The organism is Paenibacillus tianjinensis, from assembly GCF_017086365.1.
Lineage (GTDB): Bacteria > Bacillota > Bacilli > Paenibacillales > Paenibacillaceae > Paenibacillus_AQ > Paenibacillus_AQ tianjinensis.
This window is the reverse complement of sequence record NZ_CP070969.1, coordinates 2,504,417-2,526,733: the sequence shown is the minus strand read 5'-3', so window position 1 is coordinate 2,526,733 and position 22,317 is coordinate 2,504,417. Positions and strand designations below refer to the sequence as shown.

The window sequence follows — 22,317 nt, the reverse complement described above, 5'->3', positions numbered from 1 at the left end:
GTTTCCTCCCCAAACTTTAATATGAACCTATGGTTCCACAGAGAAAAGATAATAATAAAGCGGTTGTCCGCCTTCATGCACTTCTACTTCCACCTGCGGATACGTTTCTTCAAGCCAGCTTCCGAGTGAATCTGTTACGCCTGCCTCGGCATCAGAACCGGTCAGGACGGTCACTATCTCGTCCCCGTTCTCCAGCATGGTCGTAAGCAGGGCCTTACTTGCTGTAAGCAACTCATCAGAGGCCGCTACAATCTTCGAGTTGGAAATACCGATAAACTGCCCGGATTTAATCTCCAGATCTTCGATGACCGTATCGCGAACCGCATTCGTCACCTGCCCGGACTTCACTTGAGAAATGGCTTCAAGCATATTCTCGGTATTGGTGTCCACAGCATCCTCTTCCTGAAAGGCAAAGGCTGCAGCAATTCCTTGCGGAATACTCTTGCTTGGGATCACGGTGATGTCTCTCTCACCTTCAAGCAGCTCTTTGGCCTGCTGTGCGGCAAGCACGATGTTGGAATTGTTTGGCAGAATATAGACATGCTTCGCAGAGATCAAATGAATCGCATTTACGAAATCTTCCGTGCTCGGATTCATGGTCTGTCCGCCAGCAAGCACGGCATCGACTCCAAGGCTTTTGAATATATCGGAAATGCCTTCCCCTGAAGATACTGCAATGAAACCGTATGGCGCCATATCATCCGCCGGCGGAACAGCCGGAGCCTGCACCGAGCTCTGCTCTGTAGGCATATCCGCGAACAGCTCCGGCATAGGCGCAATATCCATCCCCGCGGTCAACAAGTCACGATGCTGTTCGCGCATGTTCAGAATATGAATTTGAGTGATCTCCCCATATTGGAGTGCTAAGCTCATCACTTCACCAGGCGTTTTGGAATGTACATGTACTTTGATCGTTTCATCATCGGAAATGACAATAATGGAATCTCCGTTGACTGATAACGCTTTCCTAAAAGTTTCCTCATCAAAATCCGCTTTCACGGATGCGCCAAGCTGGCGGTTGATGAAAAATTCCATATCATATAGAAACTCGATATCCTCCGTAGAAAGCTGGGATTGAGCGGAAGATTGTACGGATGACAATACATTTTCTTGTTTAGTCAGCACGGGGACCGCTGCAGTTGCAGGGGCAGGAGCTTGTCCTTGCGCAGGGGTCTGCACGCCGAGGCTTCCGCTTGTCAAATGCTGATGGAATCCTTCATAAATGTAGACCAGACCCTGGCCGCCGGAGTCTACTACTCCAACCTGCTTCAGGACCGGCAGCAATTCCGGTGTATTGGCTAATGCTTCTTTTGCCTTGGACAATACTTCTGTCATAAGTTCAGTAATATCAGTGGTACGGCGGGCATAGTATACGGCATGTCTGGCAGCTTCTTTGGCGACGGTAAGGATGGTTCCTTCCACTGGCTTAACCACTGCTTTGTAGGCCGTATCCACACCGGTCTGCAGCGCTGCTGCGAACTGCTGCGTGTTCAGCTCATCATATTGGGCGGCGTAGCGTCCAAGACCTCTGAACAGCTGTGACAAAATAACGCCGGAGTTTCCCCGTGCGCCCATCAATAGACCTTTGGAGAGTACTCCTGCACATTGACCGACTGAGGCGGTATTATTCTTCTTCAATTCGTTCGCACCTGCGGTCATCGTCAAATTCATATTGGTTCCTGTATCTCCATCCGGAACCGGAAATACATTCAAGGAATTGACGTGCTCTGCATGCTGCTGCAGCTTTTCCGCACCGGCGAGTACCATTGCGGTAAAATCTGCTCCGTTTATAGAACGCTTACTCAATGAGAATTCCCCTTCCTAACTTCATGCCTAATCAATTCTATGATTAACTGGACATAATGCACTAATTTACATTGTACTATAAGAGCCAAAAGAAATAAATGTTTTTGAATCGGTTGACGTAGCAAATTTTGCTGTGATATTATATTTAAGTATTGTTTTACGCAGGTGTAAGTAACAAGGAGGTGTAATCTATGTCCCGCAAATGTGCAGTAACAGGCAAGAAGCCAAGCAGCGGTAACCACGTGTCTCACGCAAACAACCGCAACCGTCGTTCTTGGGGAGTTAACGTTCAGAAGGTCCGTATTCTCGTGAACGGAAAACCAAAACGCGTGTACGTCAGCACCCGTGCTTTGAAAGCCGGCAAAGTTGAACGCGTTTAGTCTTGGATTATTCCAGGGCCCAGCGATATCTTATATGAAGCAAAAAGCACCCTTTACATTCGTAAGGTGCTTTTTTTCATGTTCTCTGTTCGGTTATGAACTCAGCTCTTCTGAAACGTGTTCAATATCGCCTTAACAAAACCTCCCAAAAATCTTGGCAGCTTAAACGTGTAAAATTTCATCATTAACCCTCCCATCAATTCTTGCCATACGGTAGGAGACTTCCCTTAATTTCCGTATACATAATTGAACCCAGACGAACTGCAGACCTCCCTTGATGTACAAAAAAAGGCTACATGAGATTTCTGCTCATGTAACCATATTTATGCGGCCATAACTTGGCCTATACCTTAATCCCTCAATGCTTGCTCATAAGCTGCAATTAACGGACTGCACTCTCTGCAGCCTCACGGATTGCCCGTATTGCAGCTGCACGGTCAGTACGTCCAAATACGGCATTGCCGGCCACCAGCACGTCTGCGCCAGCCTCAGCGACGATTGGAGCGGTGTTCTCCGCAACCCCTCCATCGACTTCAATCCGCAGATTGTTGTGATTGATTTCATTGGCCCATTCACGGATCTGGCGGATTTTACGCATCGTATTAGGAATAAAAGCCTGTCCGCCAAAACCAGGGTTCACCGTCATAACCAGCACCATATCCACATCCTCAAGCACCTCACGTACAGCAGAAGCCGGGGTTCCCGGATTAATCGCCACTCCCGCCATAATTCCCAGCTCCTTAATCTGGTGAACTACACGGTGAAGATGTACGCATGCTTCGGCATGTACAGTAATAACAGATGCGCCAGCAGCTGCGAACTCAGCGATATAACGCTCCGGATTTTCGATCATCAAATGAACATCCAGCGGCAAAGAGGTATGCGCCTTTACCGCCTTAACAATCGGTGGCCCAAGTGTAATATTCGGCACAAAGTGGCCGTCCATCACGTCTACATGAATCCAGTCTGCGCCGCTGGCCTCAGCCTCCGCGACTTCAGCACCAAGTGCTGCGAAATCGGCAGATAAAATGGATGGGGCTAGTAATATCATAGGTTAGTACCTCCGCTTTTTGTCTTTCATTTCATTGTAAAACAGCTTGTAGTGATCATAGCGGCTGTCTGCGATCTCACCGGCCTGCCAGGCCTCTATGACCCGGCAGCCCGGCTCATGAAGATGGCTGCAGCCGCGGAACTTGCAATTTTCCGCATAGGAAGCAAATTCCCGGAAACAGACCGACAGCTCCTCCACACCCAGCTCCAAAAAATCCAGCTGGCTGAAGCCTGGTGTATCAGCTACAAATCCGCCGTTCCCGATATCCATCAGCTCGACATGGCGGGTGGTATGACGCCCCCGCCCCAGCCGCATGCTGATTTCACCTGTTTCCAGCTCAAGCCCCGGCACCAGCCGGTTTAAGAGCGTCGATTTGCCGACTCCGGACTGACCGGAGAAGACGCTAATCACTCCGGCCAGCCTGCTGCGTAGCTCATCACTGCCCGAGCCGGTTAAAGAGCTGGTAATCATCACTTCATAACCGATACGCTCGTACAGCTCTTTCACAAGGGCTGTGGCTTCACCTTCGTCAACGGCCAGATCCTGCTTCGTTAATACAATTAGGGGTTCCAATCCGGAGTGCTCGATATGCACTAGAAACTTATCCAGCAGATTCAAATTCATGTCCGGCTCACGTACCGAGAACAACAGCACCGCCAGCTTGACGTTCGCTACAGGGGGCCGGATTAATTCGGATTCCCGGGGGAGGATCTCATCGACCATCCCTTCCCCATTTTCGGTCAGAACGTAGATAATTCGGTCTCCTACTAGCGGAGCGACTCCCCTTTTCTTCAGGATCCCCCGTCCACGGCACTGTACAGCCTCTTCTTCTGTCGCAATGAGTCCGTTATGCAGCGGTTTTACATAATAATAACCGCTTAGCGCTTTTACAATGATTCCTTCAGGCATACATAATGAGCCTTCCTCTCCTGATTTTGCGCAAATGACCCAAGCTAAAAACACCCCGGGTCATTTCGCTGCCGCAGCCTTACCGCTAATGAACTGGAACAGCTGCAGCTTTTCTCTTTATTGGTTCTTGCTTTAATTCTTTTTATTGTCCTTATCTTTACCTTTTTTATTACTTTGACCTTCTGAGGCGTTGTCCACGATATAACCGGTTTGGTTGGTACCGCCTGCATTACCGCCTTCTTCAGAACCCGGTGGCAGGATCTCAGGCTCTACCGTAGGTTCTGCCGGTGTCTCGGTAGGTGCTACGGTAGGCTCCGGTGTCTGTGTCGCCGGAGGTTCAGGCTGCTGCACCGTGCCGTTCTTGGCATCGGAATAGCGGATCTCATAAGCCTCGATGTATTCCCCGTCCTGGTAGATCGAAACCGCCCCGTCTTTATTCGGAGCCAGAACCAGATTCACAGACAATACCTGGGTCTTCGCTATCGTACGCGTCCCCCACTCCTGAGGCTCCCCATCGTTGCGGGCATCGGAATACACGATACGAATTTTAGTTTTCTTCCCGTCGCTTGAAGGTGCTACCGGCACATTGAAAGTATAATTCAACGCTTCCGGCGGGAATCCTGTGCTCAGGGAGATGGAGATCTTATCTCCGGGAGATACCATATCGTCTTTCTCATAAGGCCATTGCTTCGTGATTTTCCCTTTATCGACGGAGTAGCTGGTATCTTCACTGACCTCATCCAGCACCAGTCCCAAGCCCTCCAATATTGCCTTGGCTTCATCCTGGGTTTTGCCTGTCAGGTCAGGCATCGGCTTGCTTTCTTCACCTTTACTGACAATGACCTTAATTGTAGCTGTCTCCGGATCATATTCGCTGCCTTCCGCCGGTTCAGTGCCGATTACCTGTCCTTCAGGGAAATCTTCGCTAAATCGCGGATCCGGGCTGATGCGGCTTTGTTCCACACCTTCCGCCATTAAAGCTTTTACAGCATCATCATAGGTTTTGCCGGACAATGAAGGCACATTTGAAGTAGGCTTTGCAGTGCTCACTGTTAGAACAACATGCGTTCCTTCTTTTACCACAGTGCCTTTCTTTTTATTCTGCTCCCAGACGACATTCTCGTCAAAGTTCGGGTTGTATTGCTCTACAACCGGATCCTCCACGATCAGCCCAACCTCATCCAGCATTGCGGTAGCCTTTTCCAGAGTTTGGTTAGTTACATCCGGAACAGTGACTTCGGCAACCACCAGCTTGGAGTTCACATACCAGACCACACTGCCCATGGCCAGCAATAAAAGCAGGGTAAGACCTATCCATAATGCCGGACGCCCCCATTTTTTCTTGCTGTTCAGTGCAGGCGGAACGTCTTCCTCCTCATCCATACGGCGCATCCGCTCTTCACCCCCGCCGCTGCGGCTGCCCAGACCACGCTGAATCGGTTTGATCGCCGGGATAATCCTTGTCCGGTCTTCATCATCCTCATCATGGAACAAGGCCTTGGCTTCGCTGCGCCGTTCAGGCAGCAGGCAGGTCTCCAGATCCTGAAGCATCTCCTTAGCAGACTGATACCGCTCATCCGGATTTTTGCGCATGGAACGCAGGATCACATTCTCCACGCTTTGCGGAATCAGCGGATTCAGCAGCCGAGGCTCTTCAAATTCCTCCTGCAGATGCTTAAGCGCTACGCTGATCGGGCTTTCACCCAAAAAAGGCAGCACACCGGTTAACATCTGGTAGAGTACTATTCCGAGCGAATACAAATCGGACTTTTCTCCGGTCATCACACCTTTGGCATGCTCCGGTGAAAAATAATGCACAGAACCAATTACAGAACCAGTCTGGGTAATTGTGGTAGAAGTAACTGCACGGGCTATACCGAAATCCGTTACTTTAACACGGCCGTTGCGTCCAATCAGGATGTTATGAGGTTTAATATCACGGTGAATAATCTGATTCTGATGGGCATGATCAAGCGCATCGCAAATCTGGGAAGCAATCCGGATAGATTCATCTACCTGAAGCGGCGCCCGTTCTTTAATAATTTCATTCAGGTTCTTACCTTCAACATACTCCATCACGATGTAATGGACATCCTCTTCCTGACCTACATCGTAGATACTGACTACATTCGGATGCGATAAGGAAGCAGCCGATTGTGCCTCACGCCGGAAGCGGCGGATGAACTCCTCGTCATGTACAAACTGATTTCTTAATACTTTAATGGCGACGTTCCGGTTAAGCAAAATGTCATGGGCTCTGTAGACAAGCGCCATGCCACCTCCCCCGATCCGTTCGATGACTTGGTAACGGCCGCCCAATTCGTGACCGATCATCTATTCCACTCCTTTGTCTCGGGCACAGCGGCCTCTCCTTGATGTTCTAACATAGCGACGCTGATGTTGTCGCCGCCACCGGCTAATAGTGCCAGTTGAAGTAATCGATCCGCTCTTTCCTCTAACGGTATTTCATGAATTCCGGCAACCTTGCCCAGATGCTCCTGGCTGACGAAATTGCTCAGACCGTCACTGCACAGCAGCAGAAGTTCCCCCAGGGACAAGCTTACGGGAGCCAAATCAGCCTTAACCTCGGCATCCGTCCCCAGCGCTCTAGTCAGTACATTGCGGCGCGGATGATTGCCAAGCTCCTCCTGGCTGATCTGGCCGTTTTTGAACAGCTCATTGACCAGCGTATGATCCTCGGTTAATTGAATTGCGGCACCGTCTTTAACAAGATAGGCTCTGCTGTCTCCGATATGGCCAATATATCCTGCCGGCCCTTGAAGTAGAACAGCAACCACTGTCGTACCCATGTTATGGTACTTTTCGTCGCGCGAAGCCTCGGTAAAGACTGTGCGGTTGGCCTCCATTATGGCAGCCGACAGCGCTTCTCTAAGCTCTTCCTCCGGAAGATCCGGCGGCAGCCCGTCGAGTGTGCTGCGCATGGTCTCCAGCGCGAGCTTGCTCGCAGTGTCTCCTGCTAAATGTCCACCCATTCCATCGGCAATAATGCCGAGGGTATAACCGTGACGTGTTGTGCCGATCCAGACCGAATCCTCATTGACGGTACGTACCCGGCCAACGTCGCTGGCATGAACTGTTCTGATCAAATATCCTCACCCCAACTCCATATGTTTGGCGCGCAGCTGTCCGCATGCGGCCGCAATATCATGGCCCTGCTCACGGCGGATCGTTACATTCACACCCTGGTCGGCCAGAATACGCTGAAATTCAAAAATATCATTGCGGGAAGTCCGCACATATTTGCGCTCCGGTACATGATTGACCGGAATCAGGTTGACATGGCACAGCATGGTCTTGAGCACACCGGCCAGTTCTTTCGCATGCTCCGGCTGGTCATTGACTCCGCCAATCAGCGCATATTCGAAGCTGATCCGGCGGCCTGTCTTGGCCTGATAATAACGCAAGGACTCAATTACATCATCGAACGGGTAACGCCGGTTGACCGGCATCAGCTTGGAGCGCAACGCATCATTGGGTGCATGAATCGAAATCGCCAGATTGATTTGTGTGTCTTCCTCAGCAAATTTGTAGATGTTCGGCACAATTCCGCTTGTAGATACTGTGATATGACGCTGGCCGATATTGAGTCCCTTCTCATGAATCATCAAACGCAGGAACCGCATCGTGGCGTCATAATTCTCAAACGGCTCTCCCGTACCCATAATTACGATACTGCTGACGCGTTCACCGCGTGCATCCAGAATCTGCTGGGAACGGACAACCTGGGCAACGATCTCGCCGGCTGTAAGGTCGCGCTTTAGTCCGCCCAGTGTAGAGGCACAAAATGTACAGCCAATCCGGCACCCTACCTGTGTCGTAACACATACGCTGTTTCCATAATTGTGTTTCATAATAACTGTCTCGATCGCATGATCATCATGCAGACCGAACAGGAATTTAACGGTTCCGTCCTTAGACTCCAGTTTTGTAATCTCAGTCAATGCATTAATGCTGAACTGCTCCGTCAGCTTGGCGCGGAGCGCCTTGGACAGGTTACTCATGGACTCAAAGTCATTGACGCGTTTCACGTACAGCCAGTCGAAAATCTGGCCGCCGCGGAAAGCAGGCTCTCCGTTATCTTTGGCCCACTGCTGCAACTCTTCCAAAGAGAAATCATATATTAAAGGTTTCATTATATTTAGCACCTGTTCTTTCATAAAGTATAAAATCAATGGGTCGGGACGACTGCGGACCAGCTTCTGTATCAGCACAAAACGAATACCGTCCTTAAAAGGACGATATGACGATTATCCTAACGGATATGCGTATTATTTCTCATTCTTCCTATTTTAACACAAATATCAGAGACGGTAAAAGAAAAGCCCGCCGCGCACCAAAATCTGCGGGCGGGACTTCTGTAATTCCCCTGCCGGTTTACTATTTTACAAGAGTCGCCGGAGCCGGGCAATATAAAATCCGTCGCTTCCAAAATGCTGCGGCAGCAGCTGGATTCCCTGACCTGCGGCCAGCGCCGTATCACCAAGACGCTCCCAGACAGGAGAGTCAAAGCTCACCGGAGCGAAGTCGGGGTTCTGCTCTAAAAACTCAGCGACAATGCCGCTGTTCTCAGCCTGTTCAGTCGTGCAGGTACTGTACACCAGCACGCCGCCCGGCTTCAGCAGCCGGGACACCGACTGCAGCAGCTCTCCCTGCAGAGCACTTACGCTGGCTACGTCATCAGGCTGCTTGCGCCATTTAAGATCAGGCTTGCGGCGGATAACCCCAAGACCGGAGCAGGGCGCATCCAGCAGAATCCGGTCAAAGGATTCAGGCGGCAGCGCTGCTGCAAGTTCAAGAGCGTCACTGCTGCCTGTAGTGATGCAGTCCAGCCCCAGGCGTTCCGCCTGGTCGGAGATCAGTTTGGCTTTGTGGGCATGCAGATCATTCGCATAAATATATCCTTCATCCTTCATCAGTTCACCCATGTGCGCGCTTTTACCGCCGGGAGCTGCACAGCAGTCAAGCACCCTCATTCCCGGCTCAGGTTCTACAGCTTCGGCGACCAGCATGGAGCTCTCGTCCTGCACAGACAGATATCCGTCCTTGTACCAGGCAGACAGGGCCAGATTGCCGCCCCCTTTAACCACGATACCATACGGGCTTACTTTGGAGGCAGCAGCATCCAATCCTGAATCCTGCATTTGCGCCAGCAGACCGTCACGGCTGATCATCGTTGTGTTCACACGAACACTGACTGCCGGGGGTTCGTTGTTAGCAGCGCACATAGCCTCTGCCGTCTCGATCCCATATTCTGCACTCCAGCGCTCTACCATCCAGAGCGGATGAGAATGAAGAATGGAAATTCTCTCTGCCTCACTGATATTCTTGCCAAGTACCGGAAGCTCCCCTGCACGCAGTACACTGCGGAGTACGCCGTTAACCATGCCTGATATGCCCTGGTGTCCGCGCTTCTTAGCGATATTGACCGCCTCATTAACAGCCGCATGGGAAGGAATCCGGTCCAGATACATAATCTGATACAAGCTAAGGCGCAGCAGATTGCGTACCCAAGGCTGCAGCTTCGTGATACCCTTGCTCACGAAATCTCCCAGGACGTGATCAAGGGTTAGCATCCGGGAAATTGTGCCGTATACAAGTTCCGTTACCAGCCCTGAATCTTCACGGCTAAGCGCAGACTTCTGCAAACTGCTGTTCAGCAGGAGATTGCTGTAAGCCCCTTCCTGCTCGACCCGCACGAGAACATCGAGCGCAACCTCACGGGCAGAACCCGCCGCCTGCTTGCCACTCTTGCGGATATCATTTCCTCCCTTTTTAGCTCCGGTTCCCCCAGACGCTGTACTGCCCGCAGCTTTTGGAGCTCCGCTCTTATTGTGAGGACGCTGCCCGCTACGGCCCGCACCGTGATTGCCGCCCGCGCTCAACCCAGCACCGTCCCTGGACTCATTGCCGCACCGCGGCTGAAGTCGCCGGCGCTCATCGCTTTTTTGCCGGCCGGCTGCACAGAGGTCAGCAGCAGTGATCCGTCACCGGTGCTCACCTCTACACCGCGCTCGTTAACCGCCAGTACTGTACCGGGCGTTTTGACCGCAGCGCTAATGCCTGCGGAAGGTTTAGCCGCTGCCCATACCTTAAAGGTCTCACCATTCCAGAGGGTGAATGCGCCGGAGAACGGCACCAGCCCCCGGATACGGTTGTAGATTTCACGTGAGCCCGCATTCCAGTCAATCCGCTCATCATCGCGGCTGAGGTTCGGCGCATAGGTTGCTTCACTGTCATTTTGTTTCGCTGCCTCTACCCGTCCCTTTGCCAGACGAGGCATCTCAGTCTTCAGCAGATCACGACCGGCAAGACTCAGCTTTTCAAACAGATCACCAGCAGTATCTTCATCTTCAATCCGTACCTCAACGCGGGATATCATGTCACCGGTATCCAGACCTTCCGCCATATACATCAGCGTTACGCCAGTTACGCTCTCCCCGTTAATAATGCAGCGCTGAATAGGCGCTCCGCCGCGGTATTTCGGAAGCAGTGAACCATGAACATTGACGCAGCCATTTTTAGGCAGATCAAGTACGCTTTTAGGTAGAATTTGCCCGTATGCGGCCGTAACAATCAGATCCGGTTCAAAGGCAGCAAGCTCGGCTACTGCCTCGGGACGGCGCAGCCGTTCCGGCTGCAGCACTGGCAGCCCCAGAGACAGTGCAGCCTCCTTTACCGGAGTAGGCATTAGCGTCTTCTTGCGGCCCTGCGGCCGGTCAGGCTGGGTGATAACAGCTACCACGTCATAGCCTTCCTCCACGAGCATCTTCAATGAAGGCACGGCAAATGCCGGTGTTCCCATGAACACTATCTTCATTTCATTCACTCCCCGGCTTCGCTGTGTTCAGCTTTGTACTCATAAACCTTCTCGGCAATGTCCGTAAAGAGGACTCCATTAAGATGATCGATCTCGTGCTGGAAAGCCCGTGCCAAAAGTCCGCTGCCCGTAATGGTGACCTCATTGCCTTCACGGTCAAGTCCACGTACGGTGACCGTCTCCGCACGGCGCACATCACCATTAAGTCCGGGAATACTTAGGCAGCCTTCCGGGCCGAACTGCTCGCCCTCCGTGCTGATGATCTCCGGATTAATCAGCTTGATCAGCCCATGCTCTTCGTCAGCATCAACGACGATCAGCCGTTTCAGAATTCCCACCTGTGGTGCCGCAAGACCAACGCCCTCGGCATCATACATCGTATCTGCCATATCATCCAGCAGCTTCTGGACGTTGGCGGTTACTTTCGTTACTGTTTTCGCTGTCTTGTGCAACACTTCATCCGGTTCTTTTACAATTAATCTGATTGCCATTACACGTACACCATCCTTGTTCTGAACATTTCATAGTACTTTCATTGTATCATGTCTGTAATCTACATCAACATTTGCGGATCCACATCGATACTGATTTGCAGACCATTGTCACGGACTGAATCTTCCAGCTCTTCAGCTACCTGGCGGGCCAGTCCGATGGCATCGATAGCTCCCCGCCATTTCACGATGCACTGGAAGCGATAACGGCCTTTCAGCCGGGGCAAAGGTGAGGCAACCGGGCCGAGCAGGTCTAGCGCATCCGAGGACAGCTTGTCCAGACTGCCGAACCAGCGGAGCTGCCTTGCCCGTCCCTGCAGATTAAGTGCGTAATTCTCCGCCATCTTCAGCAGCAGCGGAAGCTGCTCATGTGAGAGTGTGACAAGAATCAGACGGCAATATGGCGGGTAATGCAAATCTCTCCGGTGTTTCAGTTCTTCCCGGACAAACGAATTATAGTCATGTCCGCTGGCATGAATGATGGAATAATGCTCTGGTGTGTAGGACTGCACTACGACCTCACCGGGTAGCTGATGTCTTCCGGCCCGGCCTGCGACCTGTGTAAGGAGCTGGAACGTCTTCTCTGCTGCGCGGAAATCCGGCAGATTCAGTGCGGAATCCGCAGTGATGACGCCGACAAGCGTTACATCCGGAAAATCCAGACCTTTTGCCACCATTTGTGTTCCCAGCAGCACATCAGCCTTCTTATCTCTGAACTGGTTCAGCAGCTTTTCATGCGACCCCTTCTCTGTCGTGGTGTCTACATCCATCCGGATGACGCGAATGCCTGGAAAGAGCTTACCCAGCTCTTCCTCTACACGCTGGGTCCCTGTCCCGAAGAAACGGATGTGTTCACTCCCGCATTCCGGACATTCCTTCGGTGAGGGTTCGGCATGACCACAATAATGACATCGCAAATTGTCGCTTCGGCTGTGATACGTCAATGAAATATCGCATTCCGGACATGTAGCCACATAACCGCAGCTCCGGCACATCACAAAGGTGGAGAAACCTCTGCGGTTGAGCAGCAGCACGGTCTGTTCTTCCCGTTCGAGCCTGCTCTCCAGTGCGGTATGCAGCCTGCGGCTGAACATCGAGCGGTTGCCTTCCTTCAATTCATCACGCATATCGACTACATGCACTTTGGGTAATTCATTGCCCAATGCACGGGTAGGCATCTCCAGCAGAACTGGAGAGAAGTGGATATCGCTTTGTGATCTGGCCGCATGATAACTCTCCAGTGAAGGCGTGGCTGATCCCAGAATAACCGCTGCTCCACCCTGCTCTGCACGGCGAACAGCGACATCACGGGCATGATATTTCGGATTCTCCTCCTGTTTATAGGAGGATTCATGCTCTTCATCCATAATGATCAGACCTAGATTGGAAAAGGGGGCAAATACCGCCGAACGCGCCCCGACGGCAACGTTCGCTTTCCCCTCCCGGATCTTGCGCCATTCATCATAACGTTCACCTACGGACAGGCGGCTGTGCATGACCGCTACACCGCTGCCGAACCGGCCTTTGAACCGTTCCACCATCTGCGGAGTAAGCGCAATTTCCGGCACGAGCACGACTGCCTGTCTTCCTTGATCGACTACACGCTGGATACATTGCAGATAAATCTCCGTTTTTCCGCTTCCGGTAACCCCGTGCAGCAGAAACACTTCATGCTGCTGCTCTTCAACCGTATGGGCAATCCTTGTGAATACCGTCTGCTGCTCAGGGGTAAGAGGCAGCGGTGTACTCGGTTTGAAGTCACGCCCCCGGTAAGGGTCGCGGTACACCTCGATCTCAGTGATTTCGATGAAACCTTTATCTTCAAGAGCTTTTACCGTGCCGGCTGTAACCTGCAGCACTGACAGCAGGTCTTTCAGCGGCATCGGCAGCATCTGCTCCATTTCGATCAAAAAAGCTAAAACTTCCTTCTGCCGGGCAGAACGCGCCGGGAAACTGCCAAGCGATTCGCGGGCTGCAGCCAGACCAATCGCCAAATCTACCGCCTTCAGCTTCTTTTTGCCTATTTTATCCTTAATGGACTGGCTTTCGGTCAGCACTCCCCGCCGCAGCATAAACTTCACTGTCTCCGCCGCCTCCGGAAAAGTCCGGGTCAGCTGCTTCATGGAGACCTCTCCGCCCCGTCTGACAAAATCAATGATCGTACGTTCCTCCTGGTCATCCTCCAAAAACAGCGGAAACAGCTCATCCTCCGGCTTAGCTGCTTCTTCTGCAGCCTCCCCCAGAGAAATCAGACGTTCAGCTTTGCCCTTGAGAGCCGTTGGAAGCATAGCCTGCAGGGCAGAGATACGTCTGCAGGCATATCTTTGACTCATCCAGTCGCCTAACTCAACCAGCTCGGGAGACAAAGGAGGCAGGAGATCCAGGACCTCCTGAATCGGCTTAAGACTGGAGACTGAGCCAGTCTCTCCGGATTCAAGTGAGACTACGAAACCTTGTACCGTCCGGTGGCCGAAAGGAACGGCTACCCTGCTGCCGACTTCTATCCACAGTTTCAGGGAATCAGGAATCAAATAATCGAACGGCCGGTCGGTGCTGCGCACAGGAACATCGACAATGACCTTCGCTATTTCCATTATAAGGCTACCCCGGAAATACGCTCTGCCGCCAGGCTCAGCAGACGGCGTGCTACTTCATCCTTCGAGCTCAAAGGAAGATCAAGCACCAGTCCTCCGGCATCGTAAATGGATACAATATTGGTGTCTGTGCCGAAGCCGGCGCCTTCCGAGGACACATCATTGGCAACGATAAGATCCAGATTTTTGCGGACCAGCTTATCCTTTGCATAAAACTCGGCGTTGCCGGTTTCAGCGGCAAATCCGACCAGGAACTGACTGTCTTTCATCTTCCCGAGAGTCTCCAGAATATCGGTTGTCTTGACCAGTTCAAGGGTCATCGTATCTCCGCTTTTTTTTATTTTCGAGTCAGCACTGTGCATCGGACGGTAATCAGCCACTGCGGCAGCTTTGATCAGAATATCGCAATCATCCCACCGGCTGGTGACGGCCTCCAGCATGGACTGTGCTGATTCTACCCGGATTAATGAGATTTCAGGATCCTGCGGCGGTGCTTCATCGGTCCGTGCAGCAATCAGGGTAACCTCCGCACCCATTGCCCGTGCGGCACGGGCAATGGCAAAGCCCATTTTACCGGAAGAATCATTAGAGATGTAGCGGACCGGATCAATCCGTTCTACCGTTCCTCCGGCAGTAACAATTACTTTTTTACCGGCTAAAGGCCCCTTTTCGTTGACTGCCTGGCGAGCAAAGAAATCCTCTACCACGCGGACAATCGTTTCCGGCTCCTCCAGCCTCCCTTTCCCCACATAACCGCAGGCGAGCAGGCCTTCACCCGGTTCAATAAACTGCACACCACGAGCGGCAAGTGTGTTCATATTACTGATTACCGCCGGATGCTGGTACATATGAACATTCATTGCCGGTGCGACCATAACTGGCGCTGTAGTTGCAAGCAGCGTAGTAGACAGCATATCATCAGCCAGTCCATGCGCCATTTTACCAATAATATTGGCCGTTGCTGGAGCAATTAGAACCAGATCAGCAGAACCGGCAAGATCTATATGAGAAATTGAAGCCGGGTCGCGCTCCTGGAAGGTATCACTATACACCCGCTGTTTGGACAGCGATTGAAACGTCAGCTCGGTAATAAACTGCTTGGCCGAAGACGTCATAATGACATGAACCTCGGCTCCTTTTTGGGCTAGTTTGCTGGTCAAGGCCGCCGCCTTGTATGCAGCGATCCCTCCTGTAACACCAAGGATGATGGTTTTGCCTTGTAAGCTGTTCAATTTAATCCCCCCTGTTCCAAACCTGTAAGAAGCAAATGAACCTGCTATGAAAAAAGATATCCTTATGGTTTCATATTCCGGCAAGAAGAAACGGCTGCATCGCCTTTAGACAAAGGACGGCACCCGTTTCTTGCGGGACATGCAGGAAACCGATATCGACTAAAAATTAACGGAATCTTAAAAAAATAACAACCTTCCGGTTGTCAGGATCAGCCCTGCATGGGCTACATATAGCATTATACAATACAAGCTCCGCTAACAGAAGAAGAAACGGTGCCGCGAATGAAGCTGGCGGTGACCGTTTCTACTGTAGGCATAGCAGGCTTCCCGGATTACTCTTCGCCGCGGGTTACAATAATGCGGTCTTCGTAGATTTCTTCCAGCGCCACACCAACAAATTTATGCGATTTCGGCAACTTAACATCCGTTTTACCGCCTTCGCGGAGTGCTCTTGCCCGGCGGGCTGCAGCGACAACCAGCGAGTACTTGCTGTCAACCTTAGTCATCATTTCATCAATAGATGGATATAGCACGTAAGACACCTCTTCATCTTTTACTGTAAATATGAACCATTTTTGTAGTGCATATCATCTTACCTTACAATGTTCGGCGATAATAATGCTTTCTATGCGCTTGCAGGCGAGATCTATCTCATCATTCACTACGGCGTAGTCGTAATGCCGGATCAGGCCAATCTCATCCTCCGCCACGGACATACGGTGGTTAATCACATCAGGATGCTCCGTACCGCGTCCGCGGATACGGTCCTTGAGTTCGTCCATCGATGGCGGCAGCAGGAATACAAAGATTCCTTCGGGGAATTTCTCTTTGACTTTGAGTGCTCCCTGAACCTCGATTTCCAGAATAATATCTCTTCCGCTCTCAAGTGTCCGCTCCACAAAATCACGCGGAGTACCGTAATAATTGCCTACGTACTCCGCATACTCCAGCAGCTGGTCGGCTTCAATCATCGCCGCAAACTGCTCTTTGCTCTTGAAAAAATAATTGACACCGTTCTCTTCGCCTTCACGCGGACTACGTGTGGTGGCGGAAACGGAATAGACAAGTTCGGGCATTTTTGGCCGTAGTGCTGTACACACTGTGCCTTTGCCAACGCCGGAAGGTCCGGATAAAATGATCAGCAATCCTTTTGACATAGTACACTCCAATTGTTGTTATTCGTCGTTATCGTCATCTTTGCTGGATAAGCGGTGTGCCACAGTCTCCGGCTGAACGGCCGACAGAATGACATGGTCGCTGTCTGTGATAATGACGGCCCGCGTCCGGCGGCCATAGGTAGCGTCAATCAGCATATGCCGGTCTCGCGCTTCCTGGATAATACGTTTAATCGGTGCAGATTCCGGGCTGACAATGGAAATAATACGGTTGGCCGATACGATATTCCCAAAGCCGATGTTGATTAATTTAATTGCCATGTTCCGGTTGTTCCCCCCATAAGTTACATCTTTGCGTATACAGATTCCTGTTATTCAATATTCGCCGCTTGCTCACGAATCTTCTCCAGCTCAGCCTTCATCTCAAGTGTGAGGTTCACCAGAGTCAGATGATTGCATTTCGACCCGATTGTATTCGTCTCCCTGTTCATCTCCTGGATGAGAAAGTCCAGTTTGCGTCCTGCCGGCTCACTTCCGTTCAGCAGAGTCCTGCATTGTTCAAAATGACTGTACAACCGGGTAAGCTCTTCATCAATGTTACAGCGGTCAGCAAAGATAGCAATTTCCATTCCGAATTTATGCTCTTCAAAAGGGAACGTTCCGTCATTCAGTTCATTTAGCCGCAGCCTTAGCTTGTCTCGGTATTCACTTACAACAGCGGGGGCAAGAGCAGCCATTCTAGCCTGAAGCTCTTCCAGATGGCCAAGCCTGCTGAACAGGTCAGCAGCAAGATAGCTTCCTTCGCGGGCACGCATCTGGAGCAGCGATTGCAGGCTCTGCGTCAATCCCCGTGCAAGCATCTCGGAACACTCTTCGTCAGAACCGGACGTTTCGTCCGCCGGTCCATCCTTCAGTTCCATAACCCCGGGCATAGAAAGTATATCACGTAAAGTCAACTCTCCCGGCAGCCCGAACTCATCCTTCAGCACTTCCGCTGACTTCAGGTAGGACTTCACTGCATTACGGTTCAAAACCTGTAAGGAAGCAGCCTCTTCAGTGACTTCCCTATTAATGATGACATCTACCCGTCCCCGTTTGATATGACTTTGAACTATTCTTCGCAGCATATCCTCATAAACCGTCCAATCCCGGGGCATCCGCAGCACAACTTCGCAGTAACGGTTATTCACCGATTTGACTTCGAACGTTATCTTGTAACCGCCGAATTGCAGGGATGATTGACCGTATCCGGTCATGCTAAATGACAACGGAATCACATCCATTACACTATTGTAATTGATTATTACTACCGAAACAAGGGGGACAATTTGCGTCCTTGCTTCGTCCAAATATATTCCAGCAGCTGTACACTCATATCATAGAACATGAAAGGTGTCATTAAATAAATCCCGTTAAAATGTGCTGTCGCTGCATCCAGCAGCTCTTTGGCTATAGCTACACCTTCCGCACGGCCAGTCTCTCCTTCAAGTCCCTGCATACGTCTGCGCACCTCGTCCGAGAGCTGAATGCCGGGCACTTCGTTATGCAGATATTCGGCATTACGGCCGCTCGCCAGCGGCATAATTCCGATGAAGATCGGAATATCCAGATGTGCGGTGGCTTTGGCAATGCGGGCAATCAGCTCCGGATCATACACCGGCTGAGTCATAATATAATCAGCACCTGAGGCGATTTTCTTCTCCAGTCGTTCCACTGCCTTGTCCAAATGCTTCACATTCGGATTAAAAGCAGCCCCAATCACAAATTTCGCCTTCTGCTTTAGCGGTTTGCCCGAGAAGGCAATACCGTCGTTGAGCTGCTTGATCATCCGGATGATCTCAAAGGAGGTCAGATCGTAAATCGAGCTGGACCCCGGTAAATCACCGAACCTTGCCGGATCTCCGGTCACAGCCAGCACATGGTCAATACCCAGCGCATCAAAGCCCATCAGATGGGATTGTGTTCCGATTAGATTGCGGTCACGGCAGGCAACATGGACCAGGGGGCGTAGTCCGGTACGGGTCTGTACCAGAGATCCGAGCGCCATGTTGCTCATTCGGGTCACGGCCAGGGAATTATCGGCCAGCGTCAGCGCATCAGCACCTGCTCTGCGCAGTGCTTCGGCACCCTTCATAAACTTGGTGATATCGAGATCACGCGGAGGGTCCAGCTCTACAATCACAGTATGTCGCTCTTTAACCAGATCAACCAGGTTCGGTTCGCCGCCGTTCCGGTCTCTGTCTTCCCCAAGAGGCTCATGTACCGTAATACTCTCTGTGCTTCGTTTCACCGCCGGCTCCGGGATAGGCTGCGGAACATATCCGCGAAGCGCTGACGAAATTTCAGCGATATGCTGCGGTGTAGTACCGCAGCACCCGCCAATAATCCGGCAGCCCATATCGGCAAACACCGGGGCCATCTGGCCAAAATATTCCGGGGATGCACCGTAACGGTATTGCCCGTCCACATAATCGGCGATACCGGCATTAGGATATACCGAAGCGGGCAGTGTAAGGCTTCCCTGCAGCGATTTCAATGCCCGCTTGATGCCGTTTGGTCCGGTACGGCAGTTGAAGCCGATAATGTCTGCCCCGTCCTGCTCCAGAACCTGAAAAGCCTCAGGCAGTGTTAATCCGTCCAGCGTGCGTGCTGTTTCATCCACAGCCAGCTGGCAGATCACCGGAAGCCCGCTGAGCTTACGGACCGATCTGAGCGCCAGATGCAGCTCCTCCACATCATAGAAGGTTTCCAGCATGATACCGTCCGGCTGCTCTTCAAGCAGCGCTGAAAACTGCTGGGCATAAAACCGCTTCAGCTCCGAGCTGGACAGGTTCGCACGCTTACCAGCACGGATCGAGCCTACCGCACCGACAACATATCCGGTTTCACCGGCGGCATGCCGGGCTATCCGTACACCGGCACGGTTGATCTCCGCCACCTTGGCCTCAAGGCCAAACTTGGACAGCTTATCATAGTTGGCAGAGTACGTATTGCTCTCCAGCAGCACCGCCCCAGCTTCAATATAACTGCGGTGCACATCTTCAATGACCTCTGGAGAGGTCAGGTTTAATTCTTCATAGGAGATGCCGACAGGGAAGCCTTTCTGATATAAAAAAGTTCCCATCGCTCCGTCTCCGACCAACACGTTATTCTTCCATGCAGAGCGCAAATCCGGCTTCACCGCAAGAACCTCCCCTATTCTGTCATTAGTTTCATACTAATGTAACATAAATCGGGATGGATGATAAGCATTCCTAACGCAAAAGCACTCCCTCGCCGTGCCCGGATCTGCATGGCGGTCCAGGAAATGATTCATACTAGTCTTAATCACCAGGAAAGGACTGTTTTGATTGAAAAAAAGAAACCGTAAGCTCCTGCTCCGCAAGTACACTGCGATCCTCTTCCTATCAGTACTTTCACTGCTGTATCTTTACCTTAACGACTGGCTGTTCGGATATGGGCTAAATAACATCGGCTATATACTCAACTATCTGCTTTATACGGCCTCGGAAAAGCTGGCTGCCTCCGTTATGTTGTTATGTCTTATTATTCCGGATGCCATCTATTGGATACGCGGCTCTCAGCCCGGCCGGGGCGCCGAAAAGTAGCTTCGTATGGCAGTTACAATAATCAGAATAACCGGAATAACAATCATAAACAGCGGATAGACCGTGTACAGGAGTCTTCCGCCTTCATTCAGATGTTCAGTGAAACTGCGGGCATCAAGCATAGAAGTAAACAGGATAATCAGCGTAACAGGATATACCATTCTCCGGTACGGAAGGTTGAACAATTCGGAAATACCGATTAGCGCAGCCGCGAAGAAAACCGACACTTTGAAAAACACACCAATGATCAGCACCATGACTACAAAAATGTCAACCCGCTGGATAAAATCCGAGATCGAGATCTTACTGATGGTCGGCATCAGCGGCAGGGGTGAACGCTCCACGATATCTGCCCCAAGCACCGATATATTAAGAGCCATGGTAGCGCTGAGCAGCAGAGCGGATATCAGCATACCTGCCGCGATAACCCAAGGCCCTTTTTTGACATCAGACAGATAAGGCATAAGCATTGTAAAGCAAATCATTTCACCGAACGGAAACATATAATTCTGGTGTACAACGGAATCCATCACCGGCCCGATCCCGTTCTCCAGAACCGGAAGCAGCCGCAGAAGTTTTATTGAACCGGACAAAATCAGCAAGATCAGGCTGAATACGCCGATCAGCAGGACGATTACAGCGAACATAAGCGATGTTCTCGTGAGTACCTCCAGACCCTTGTGCAGCACATAGGCACCGGATAAAATCATCAGCATACTAAGGATAAAGAGAGGTGTGTTATGCATTGTAGCCATAGCGAGCATCGTGCTGCCGTCACGCAGATCGCGGCCCGCCAAATTCAAATATAGAACAATGTACATTACCGCAACTGGTGTGCCAACCGTTGTGCCCAGCAGTTTCCGGGTGTATGCCGTGAAAGGCATGTCCGGATGCTTCCGGTACAAATAAACGTACCCCGCAAACATGACCAGCCCTGTCAGACATCCGATCAGAATCGACATCCAAGCGTCCCTGCCGGCACTCATGCCCAGATTGACAACAAGCGCTGTCCCCAGCTCAAACAGCACTGTTAAAGTGAAAAACTGTAGCAAGCCAATCTTAACCTTTCCCATTTTGTCCCCCTGCTCTACGGATTCACCTGAAACGAGTTGCTCCGCATATCGGTATGTCTGATCACTGCATCTGCCTCAATTCTGTATTCACAATCCGCAAAAATATCCTCCCAGTGTTTCTTCACTTTTTTCCAGCCCTGCGGGTTTTCCCGCTCCATCGCTTGTCCAAATCCCACATAATCACTGTTGTACTTCCTGGCCGTTTCAATCGCTTCTTTAATTTTTCTGGTCGTATCCTTAATCACATGTGACGATAAATCCGCGACTGTTACCGGAGAGACCAAGTTTAGCGCATTGGCATTTTCTTTGATCGAAACCTGCTGGCTAATTGTCACAGTGAACACCGGGTGCTCCGGATCTTTGGCTGCTACCTTAATCCTCAGCTGGGAATGATACACATTAAAAGCAATATAGCCGCCCTGAGAATGCGTGATAACCACAGGATATTCCTTGATTTTGTTGTGAAGAAGAACAGTGCCCAGCGCGGTATCCCCCTTAAGCCAGCCCTTTAACTTATCACCCTTAAAAGCTGCCAGCTCAGATACCTTCAGGATTGCCTGTGGAACAATTGTCTTCAGATTATCGTTACTATCCGCCTTCTCCCGGTTTCCGTCGGTAAATACCCCGTTGATCACCGGACCTCCACCTCTGAGCTGAATGCCTCTGATTACATCATCCACTTCCATCCGGTAATTGTAGCCGAACTGCTTCGAGGTTGTTTCAAGCTTCTCGACCAGATCATTGGCGGGGATTTTGCTGAACACGGTCATTGTAGACATGAGTTCACTTGCAGGCTGTCCTTTGGCAACAAAAATCAGGCTGGTAAGCCGGGTGTCGCTCTCCCGTTCCAGCACATCCATCATATCCTTAATTCCTTCCCGCGCCAGTTTTTCAGAAATAACCAGGACCCGTACATGTCCAAGCGATAAGAAGCGGGCTGTTTGCCGAGAGGCATTAGCCAGCGCCTCAAACATGGTCCGGCCCTTCCCCGTATACAGAGCAACGGGTGAAATCCCGCGTGCGTTCTCACCAGAAATTTCTTCGGCGATAATAACCTGAAAGGAAACCATATACTTCTCGGTCTCTCCTTCCCCCCGGTCGATCGCCACACCGGAAACGATTGCCCGCCGGTTTAACTCAACACTATCCCAGCAGCCGGTAAGAACCAGCGGAAGCAGGAGCTGCAAAGCAGCCAGCAACATAATAGAAAGGCGTCTCAT

21 protein-coding genes are annotated in these 22,317 nt (G+C 51.2%); 2 read left to right on the top strand and 19 right to left on the bottom strand.

Annotated features, from left to right (window positions below):
- Positions 1 to 27: 27 nt before the first annotated feature.
- Complete coding sequence (locus JRJ22_RS11100) at positions 28 to 1,806, bottom strand: DAK2 domain-containing protein (protein WP_206104501.1); 1,779 nt, start codon at positions 1,804 to 1,806, stop codon at positions 28 to 30.
- Positions 1,807 to 1,997: 191 nt separating this feature from the next.
- On the opposite strand from JRJ22_RS11100, the gene rpmB reads away from it, so the two are divergent.
- Positions 1,998 to 2,186: a 50S ribosomal protein L28 gene (rpmB, locus tag JRJ22_RS11095; protein ID WP_036686205.1), complete on the top strand. Its 189-nt coding sequence runs from the start codon at positions 1,998 to 2,000 to the stop codon at positions 2,184 to 2,186.
- 101 nt (positions 2,187 to 2,287) lie between these two features.
- On the opposite strand, the gene spoVM is transcribed toward rpmB, so the two are convergent.
- From spoVM to JRJ22_RS11015, 16 genes are all read right to left on the bottom strand, one after another.
- Positions 2,288 to 2,368, bottom strand: a complete 81-nt coding sequence (spoVM, locus tag JRJ22_RS11090) for a stage V sporulation protein SpoVM (protein ID WP_020431362.1) — start codon at positions 2,366 to 2,368, stop codon at positions 2,288 to 2,290.
- 200 nt (positions 2,369 to 2,568) lie between these two features.
- Positions 2,569 to 3,237, bottom strand: a complete 669-nt coding sequence (gene rpe, locus JRJ22_RS11085) for a ribulose-phosphate 3-epimerase (RefSeq protein WP_206104500.1) — start codon at positions 3,235 to 3,237, stop codon at positions 2,569 to 2,571.
- 3 nt (positions 3,238 to 3,240) lie between these two features.
- Positions 3,241 to 4,146 carry a ribosome small subunit-dependent GTPase A gene (gene rsgA / locus JRJ22_RS11080; RefSeq protein ID WP_206104499.1) on the bottom strand — a complete coding sequence of 302 codons (906 nt, stop codon included), beginning with the start codon at positions 4,144 to 4,146 and terminating at the stop codon, positions 3,241 to 3,243.
- Positions 4,147 to 4,278: 132 nt separating this feature from the next.
- A complete protein-coding gene (pknB, locus tag JRJ22_RS11075) occupies positions 4,279 to 6,480 on the bottom strand; it encodes a Stk1 family PASTA domain-containing Ser/Thr kinase (RefSeq protein ID WP_206104498.1) in 2,202 nt (733 codons plus the stop codon).
- Positions 6,477 to 7,253, bottom strand: a complete 777-nt coding sequence (locus tag JRJ22_RS11070; RefSeq protein ID WP_206104497.1) for a Stp1/IreP family PP2C-type Ser/Thr phosphatase — start codon at positions 7,251 to 7,253, stop codon at positions 6,477 to 6,479. The genes pknB and JRJ22_RS11070 overlap by 4 nt, the downstream gene beginning before the upstream one ends.
- Before the next feature lie 6 nt (positions 7,254 to 7,259).
- A complete protein-coding gene (gene rlmN / locus JRJ22_RS11065) occupies positions 7,260 to 8,300 on the bottom strand; it encodes a dual-specificity RNA methyltransferase RlmN (protein ID WP_232381107.1) in 1,041 nt (346 codons plus the stop codon).
- 249 nt (positions 8,301 to 8,549) lie between these two features.
- Entirely contained in the window at positions 8,550 to 9,923 is a 1,374-nt protein-coding gene (gene rsmB / locus JRJ22_RS11060) for a 16S rRNA (cytosine(967)-C(5))-methyltransferase RsmB (RefSeq protein WP_206105087.1), read from the bottom strand.
- 122 nt (positions 9,924 to 10,045) lie between these two features.
- Positions 10,046 to 10,984, bottom strand: coding sequence for a methionyl-tRNA formyltransferase (gene fmt / locus JRJ22_RS11055; protein WP_206104496.1), 939 nt, complete (start codon positions 10,982 to 10,984; stop codon positions 10,046 to 10,048).
- Between the two features lie 5 nt (positions 10,985 to 10,989).
- Complete coding sequence (gene def / locus JRJ22_RS11050) at positions 10,990 to 11,475, bottom strand: peptide deformylase (RefSeq protein ID WP_206104495.1); 486 nt, start codon at positions 11,473 to 11,475, stop codon at positions 10,990 to 10,992.
- 62 nt (positions 11,476 to 11,537) lie between these two features.
- Positions 11,538 to 14,069: a primosomal protein N' gene (gene priA / locus JRJ22_RS11045; RefSeq protein ID WP_206104494.1), complete on the bottom strand. Its 2,532-nt coding sequence runs from the start codon at positions 14,067 to 14,069 to the stop codon at positions 11,538 to 11,540.
- Positions 14,069 to 15,301 (bottom strand): bifunctional phosphopantothenoylcysteine decarboxylase/phosphopantothenate--cysteine ligase CoaBC, encoded by a 1,233-nt coding sequence (coaBC, locus tag JRJ22_RS11040; RefSeq protein ID WP_206104493.1) that lies wholly within the window; start codon positions 15,299 to 15,301, stop codon positions 14,069 to 14,071. The genes priA and coaBC overlap by 1 nt, the downstream gene beginning before the upstream one ends.
- 332 nt (positions 15,302 to 15,633) lie before the next feature.
- A complete protein-coding gene (gene rpoZ / locus JRJ22_RS11035; protein ID WP_206104492.1) occupies positions 15,634 to 15,834 on the bottom strand; it encodes a DNA-directed RNA polymerase subunit omega in 201 nt (66 codons plus the stop codon).
- Between the two features lie 54 nt (positions 15,835 to 15,888).
- A complete protein-coding gene (gmk, locus tag JRJ22_RS11030) occupies positions 15,889 to 16,458 on the bottom strand; it encodes a guanylate kinase (protein ID WP_206104491.1) in 570 nt (189 codons plus the stop codon).
- A gap of 18 nt (positions 16,459 to 16,476) precedes the next feature.
- On the bottom strand, positions 16,477 to 16,737 hold the full coding sequence (gene remA, locus JRJ22_RS11025; RefSeq protein ID WP_006209218.1) for an extracellular matrix/biofilm regulator RemA: 261 nt from the start codon (positions 16,735 to 16,737) through the stop codon (positions 16,477 to 16,479).
- 50 nt (positions 16,738 to 16,787) lie between these two features.
- Positions 16,788 to 17,684, bottom strand: coding sequence for a YicC/YloC family endoribonuclease (locus JRJ22_RS11020; RefSeq protein WP_206104490.1), 897 nt, complete (start codon positions 17,682 to 17,684; stop codon positions 16,788 to 16,790).
- A 38-nt stretch (positions 17,685 to 17,722) separates the two neighbouring features.
- Positions 17,723 to 19,597: a bifunctional homocysteine S-methyltransferase/methylenetetrahydrofolate reductase gene (locus JRJ22_RS11015; protein ID WP_206104489.1), complete on the bottom strand. Its 1,875-nt coding sequence runs from the start codon at positions 19,595 to 19,597 to the stop codon at positions 17,723 to 17,725.
- Between the two features lie 169 nt (positions 19,598 to 19,766).
- On the opposite strand from JRJ22_RS11015, the gene JRJ22_RS11010 reads away from it, so the two are divergent.
- On the top strand, positions 19,767 to 20,024 hold the full coding sequence (locus tag JRJ22_RS11010) for a hypothetical protein (RefSeq protein ID WP_206104488.1): 258 nt from the start codon (positions 19,767 to 19,769) through the stop codon (positions 20,022 to 20,024).
- Here JRJ22_RS11010 and JRJ22_RS11005 read toward each other — a convergent pair.
- Both JRJ22_RS11005 and JRJ22_RS11000 read right to left on the bottom strand, forming a co-directional pair.
- Positions 19,997 to 21,097: a GerAB/ArcD/ProY family transporter gene (locus tag JRJ22_RS11005; protein WP_206104487.1), complete on the bottom strand. Its 1,101-nt coding sequence runs from the start codon at positions 21,095 to 21,097 to the stop codon at positions 19,997 to 19,999. The genes JRJ22_RS11010 and JRJ22_RS11005 overlap by 28 nt on opposite strands.
- Positions 21,098 to 21,111: 14 nt before the next feature.
- The gene (locus JRJ22_RS11000) at positions 21,112 to 22,317 is read right to left on the bottom strand and encodes a Ger(x)C family spore germination protein (protein ID WP_232381178.1); all 1,206 of its coding nucleotides are present in this window, start codon (positions 22,315 to 22,317) and stop codon (positions 21,112 to 21,114) included.

Bases quoted from the DNA above. Each gene is read 5' to 3' on its own strand.
- rpe (WP_206104500.1), bottom strand. From the start codon at position 3,237: ATGATATTACTAGCCCCATCCATTTTATCTGCCGATTTCGCAGCACTT.
- rsgA (WP_206104499.1), bottom strand. From the start codon at position 4,146: ATGCCTGAAGGAATCATTGTAAAAGCGCTAAGCGGTTATTATTATGTA.
- rlmN (WP_232381107.1), bottom strand. From the start codon at position 8,300: ATGAAACCTTTAATATATGATTTCTCTTTGGAAGAGTTGCAGCAGTGG.
- fmt (WP_206104496.1), bottom strand. From the start codon at position 10,984: ATGAAGATAGTGTTCATGGGAACACCGGCATTTGCCGTGCCTTCATTG.
- remA (WP_006209218.1), bottom strand. From the start codon at position 16,737: ATGGCAATTAAATTAATCAACATCGGCTTTGGGAATATCGTATCGGCC.
- gmk (WP_206104491.1), bottom strand. From the start codon at position 16,458: ATGTCAAAAGGATTGCTGATCATTTTATCCGGACCTTCCGGCGTTGGC.
- pknB (WP_206104498.1), bottom strand. From the start codon at position 6,480: ATGATCGGTCACGAATTGGGCGGCCGTTACCAAGTCATCGAACGGATC.
- priA (WP_206104494.1), bottom strand. From the start codon at position 14,069: ATGGAAATAGCGAAGGTCATTGTCGATGTTCCTGTGCGCAGCACCGAC.
- JRJ22_RS11000 (WP_232381178.1), bottom strand. From the start codon at position 22,317: ATGAGACGCCTTTCTATTATGTTGCTGGCTGCTTTGCAGCTCCTGCTT.
- spoVM (WP_020431362.1), bottom strand. From the start codon at position 2,368: ATGAAATTTTACACGTTTAAGCTGCCAAGATTTTTGGGAGGTTTTGTT.
- def (WP_206104495.1), bottom strand. From the start codon at position 11,475: ATGGCAATCAGATTAATTGTAAAAGAACCGGATGAAGTGTTGCACAAG.
- rpmB (WP_036686205.1), top strand. From the start codon at position 1,998: ATGTCCCGCAAATGTGCAGTAACAGGCAAGAAGCCAAGCAGCGGTAAC.
- JRJ22_RS11005 (WP_206104487.1), bottom strand. From the start codon at position 21,097: ATGGGAAAGGTTAAGATTGGCTTGCTACAGTTTTTCACTTTAACAGTG.